The organism is Clostridium sp. (assembly GCF_036639235.1).
Classification (GTDB): domain Bacteria; phylum Bacillota; class Clostridia; order Clostridiales; family Caloramatoraceae; genus Clostridium_AB.
On record NZ_JAVWJB010000031.1, the window covers coordinates 17,490 to 22,240 of the forward strand.

4 protein-coding genes are annotated in these 4,751 nt (G+C 34.3%); all 4 read right to left on the reverse strand.

Features of this window, described 5'->3' with window-relative positions:
* Positions 1–515: hypothetical protein (locus tag RR539_RS07940; protein ID WP_332500312.1), on the reverse strand; the 515-nt coding region annotated here is incomplete at its 3' end.
* 8 nt (positions 516–523) lie between these two features.
* A complete protein-coding gene (locus tag RR539_RS07945; RefSeq protein ID WP_332483735.1) occupies positions 524–1,060 on the reverse strand; it encodes a GNAT family N-acetyltransferase in 537 nt (178 codons plus the stop codon).
* 24 nt (positions 1,061–1,084) lie between these two features.
* Positions 1,085–1,474 (reverse strand): hypothetical protein, encoded by a 390-nt coding sequence (locus tag RR539_RS07950; RefSeq protein ID WP_332483734.1) that lies wholly within the window; start codon positions 1,472–1,474, stop codon positions 1,085–1,087.
* A gap of 1,216 nt (positions 1,475–2,690) precedes the next feature.
* A complete protein-coding gene (locus RR539_RS07955; RefSeq protein ID WP_332483733.1) occupies positions 2,691–4,511 on the reverse strand; it encodes a DUF7922 domain-containing protein in 1,821 nt (606 codons plus the stop codon).
* Positions 4,512–4,751 lie beyond the last annotated feature (240 nt).

Here is a 4,751-nt window from a genome sequence, read left to right on the forward strand (position 1 = left end):
TCCTTACCTATATCAACAACAACTGTAGACCCTGGCTTAATCTGAGCCTTCTCTATAATCTTGTTAATAAGGCTTGTATAATACTCCGGTACATTCTTAAGGTCGTTCTTTTTCATAAGACGCTTCATAAAAATGTCCTCAACATTCCTTGTGATTCTATACATCTTGCCGTTTACGTCCATAAGGTTACCCTCTTCAGAGTCTGTAACACCTGCTATATACTTATATGTGCCAAGATTCTCATTACCACTATAAACCTCAAAAATAAAATCAGGCTCAAGTCCAGGTGACTTCTCAGCAGGCTTTACCTTCTCAAGGTATGAAACAAATCTATCCATACTCTTCTTATCTATAATTGTGTATCTACCTGCATATCTTGCATTGGTAATTGTGATTCTTTCAACTTCCTGATTCTCAAGTTCTGACTTAACCTCAGTCTTATCAACACTACCTCCACATGAAGCTAGCATAAGTGTAAAAACTAATATCATAAAAAGCGAAATAATTTTCTTCATAATATCACCTACTTTAGTGTCTTTCCCATTAAGTATATATCATAAAACCTATTATCTACAAGCATACCCTTAGAAATTCTTCCCTCTATTTGGAAACCAAATCTAAGATATAAATTAATAGCTGATAAATTATCTTCCCTAACTAAAAGATCAACCTTACGAGTTACCCCGTTAGACTTAGCCCACTTAAGAAAACAATCAATCATAGACTTACCTATACCCATGTTCCAGAAATCTTTTAAAACAGCTACACCCATCTCTCCCCTATGTTCCATTCTCTTACGGGATGATGATATAAATGTAATTGTTCCAACTATCTTACCATTAATAATTCCAACAAAAAAACATGATCCTCGAGTCTCATTAACTTTGCTTATATAACTATATTGCTGATCATAGCTCATATAATATTCCCCTTGACCATATGAAAGATTGTTGCTTTCACCTGCAATCTTATTAGACATGTTAATAATCTCTTCAGTGTCCTCTACCTTAGCCTTACGAATTGTAAGACTTAAACCATTCTTTAGAGTATATATGTACATTTAGTTACTTCTCCTTAAATGAAATTAATGAAAAGTAATCCCCTCAATAATATATCCAATTGCTAGTAGGACAACCCCCACAAGAACAATAAATAATCCAGTTGCAAAGGGATTATCATCTTCATAACTTTTAGTTTCTACAAAAGTCTCCTCAAATCCTTTATGTTTGAAACTAATCATGTCACCCATAATCTTACGGTACATACCCTTTTGAACATATGGTCTTCTATAAAGAGATGGAATCGCAGTAACCAAAACAATAGCTCCTACACCATAATAAAAAACAGGTAATATCTCTATTAACTTAGAACCCTTAACAAGACTAAAAATAAAAGCAATAACTAATACCCCAGGTATTAACACAGCTTCAAGTATTCCAAATAACTTTAATCTTTCCTTAAACTTAGCTCCCATAATAACACCTTCTTCCTAAAGTAAATATAATTAATCTTCCTATTAAATACTGAAATTAATTATTCATTATTAATGAGTATATAATATTTACCCTTTTTAATCTACTATGATAGGTTGCTCATTGGTTGAAAGGTTGTACAAATGAAATGGTCCTCCCTGGACTAACCGCGTTTTGGATTCCTCCTAGCTATATAGAACCCTCTACTAAAAGGTTGTACAAATGAGATGGTTCTCCCTGTACTAACCGCGTTTTGGATTTCTCCTAGAGCTTCTAAGGCACAAAATACACATACCCTAAGTGCAGCCTAAAAACTCGCTTTCAGCTCAAACAATAGGCTTTACTAAGGGTCTATGGATTTTGCACCTAAGAATCTCTAAGTCGAAACCAGAGGGTCAGTCCAGGGAGAACCATCTCATTATGTAAGTACTTCAACAGAGTAATGCTTTCTTGGTAGTGTCTTTAAAAAAGCCACGTTATTAGATATAACTGAATTACTTAAATCAAACCTTCTCAATTGCGTAAGCAATGGGGATTTTTTATTTTATAGATATCTAGTATAGGAGACTAAAACCATTACCTTAAGTCTCTTTACCTTCATAAACTTTAAAACAGCCATAGGCTTATTAACCTGCATGTAAAAAAATAATCTACTCTATCTTATATATTGATATAAAGTAGTATCTAATAGATTAATTACCTATTCTTATTTAGTCTTATACTAACTTTATTAAAACCTACAAAGACTAAACTAATTTTGCTTCGCTTTCTCCAAAGAAATAAAATATACCTTCTAATTAAAACAAAATATAATAATATCTTCTTTCCAAACCTCAAAAAACCTCACGCTCCGCTTCTACTCTAAAAGCAAAAAATAAAATAATCTAGTAACGAAAGTTACTAGATTCTCGTGGCTTTTTCAAAGACACCAACTTAAACTATCATTGTGTAGGATTAGTTTCATGATAATATATTGTAGCCTAGGCTGTACCCTCGAGTTTCGACTTAGAAGTTCTTAGGTGCAAAAATGTAAAGACACTTAGGGATGGCGCCTGTTTGAAGCTTTAGCTGAGTTTTAGCCAGCCCTTAGTGGATTTGTGTTTTTGTGCCTTAGAACTTCTTGAAGAAATCTCAAACGCGGTCTGACTAGGCTACAATATATTATCTGTAAACAAACCAAAAGTGATGACCTAAGCCATCACTTTCTATCTACCTATTTTATTTTTTCTTTTTTTTCTCTTTTCCTTTTGGTAGCATTACACAACCTGTAAATGGATTGTAGTACATTAACCAAATTCCAGAGTTTTGATGAGGTGTCCAGCTTACAAAACCAGTCATTCCCTTATATGGTTGATGTGATTCCTTCTTATCTCCAGCAATACCGTAGATTAGGTATTTCACCCCTCCATCATTGTCATATTTAATTCCAAAGTGGTAGTAGCCCTTACACTTAAAATACTTAATATAATTAATATATGGATAAGTCATTTTTAAGTGTTGAATAGCGCTATAGTAAGGATACATTTTATTATCCTTGTCTGGGAATGAAGCATCCATATCAACCTTCCAGAACTTGCAGCCCTTAGCTCCCTTAACTTCTACCTTTTCATAATCCTTTAGAACACAGTGTAGAGCCTTAGCATACTCTTTACTTTTACTAGTATCCTTCATATCCTGGCATCCACCATCAAAGTGTCCATGGTGGTGGAAATCATCTTTGTGGTTATGCTTATAATCATGCCAATCACAATCATGCTTTTTCTCACACTTACATTCATCCTGTCCGTGGTGATGATGCCCCTCACAATGTCCATGATGATGTCCTAGACTCTTATCCTGGTCACAAATATATTTAAGCATTGTTTGCTTATATTTTCTAAGTTCTCTTTCAAGGAATTTCTTAAACTCTAGCTCTATTTCATTTTCAAGTTTATTAAGGTCAGCCTTAAGCTCATGACACATATTATGTCTATCAATATTAGCTCTAGCCATTGCCCTAGCTAGTATCCCATCTTCATTTGAAATGCTATTTGCACTATCTCTAAAGTCGTTATCACAGCTATCATCAATACAATCATCCTGTGAATTACTGCAAATATCCTCTCTTAAAATATCATCATTAGGGCATATTATCATCTTCTTAACACTAGGGCCATCCTCCTCCCTAGTCATATTGTCAGCATACATTGAGTCCTCTGATAATAAATTAATGTCGCTTTCATAATGTAGGAATTCATAACCTTCCCTTGAATATGACTCAACATAATCATTATCATCTCTTTGAAGCTGTCCTTTTCTACTTACAAAATCTCTAGCATCCTCAAAAATTTCATCTTCATCAGAGTCTAAATTAAGTAATGCTCTAGTTTCATCAACTAGGTCCCTGTTTTCCCTAAGAACATCATTTTCAGCCTGCTCAACGATTTGGCTGATTTGGTCCTTAATAGTGTCCTTATCACTTGCATTTACCCTTGTACTATTAACTATTTCTCTGTTTTCAGCAATTACTTCACTTTCAGCTTTTTCAACAATTCTATTGATTTGATCCTTAACTGAAGGCTCTGTATATGAATCATCAGATTCACCGCTCAGATCACCATTATTATTACTAGATACAAATGATTCCGAAGTTATTTTGTCTCTCCACTTAGATCTATCCTTGCCAGCATAGCCTGCTAGCGGAACCTGAAGTCTATTACCTTCCTTAACTACAGCTGCAACATTAAAGCTTTCAGTTGTTAATCCAGTTCCCTTAATATTTTCATTATCTTGTTCCCAAATAGTCTCACCTTTACCTGACTTATCTACATTAAGCTCCCCAAGTCTTGCAACAATTGCAGGACTCTTTGATGAATCAACTAAGTAACAACAATATGGACCTTTTTCAGCTTTAAGGTTTTGAGCAAAAACAGTTATTTTACACACACCGTTTTTTGATTCAAGCTTAGTGTATCCAGTTGGCTGTTTATCACCTGCAACTTCAAAGCCCTTATCCTCCTCATTGAAAATGAGAAATGATCTATTGTACTTTTTACTCAAAGATTTCCCTCCCTAGGCATAGTTATCATTACATTATATGCAGAAGCAATCAAAAATGAACTATTTTTTTTAGATTTGGGATAGATGGGGTGTTATTTCATATTCTGACCCTGGCGGGATTTCATCAAGAACCTCTAAGGCGAAAAAATATAAATCCACTAAGAGCTGGCTAAAACTCGCCTAATGCTCAGCATTCCTGTAATGCGCTAAATGTAAATTTGATAAAAAAAATACCTCCTG

What these genes read in the sequence shown, in the direction of transcription:
- RR539_RS07945 (WP_332483735.1), bottom strand. Translation starts at nt 1,060, where the DNA reads ATGTACATATATACTCTAAAGAATGGTTTAAGTCTTACAATTCGTAAG.
- RR539_RS07950 (WP_332483734.1), bottom strand. Translation starts at nt 1,474, where the DNA reads ATGGGAGCTAAGTTTAAGGAAAGATTAAAGTTATTTGGAATACTTGAA.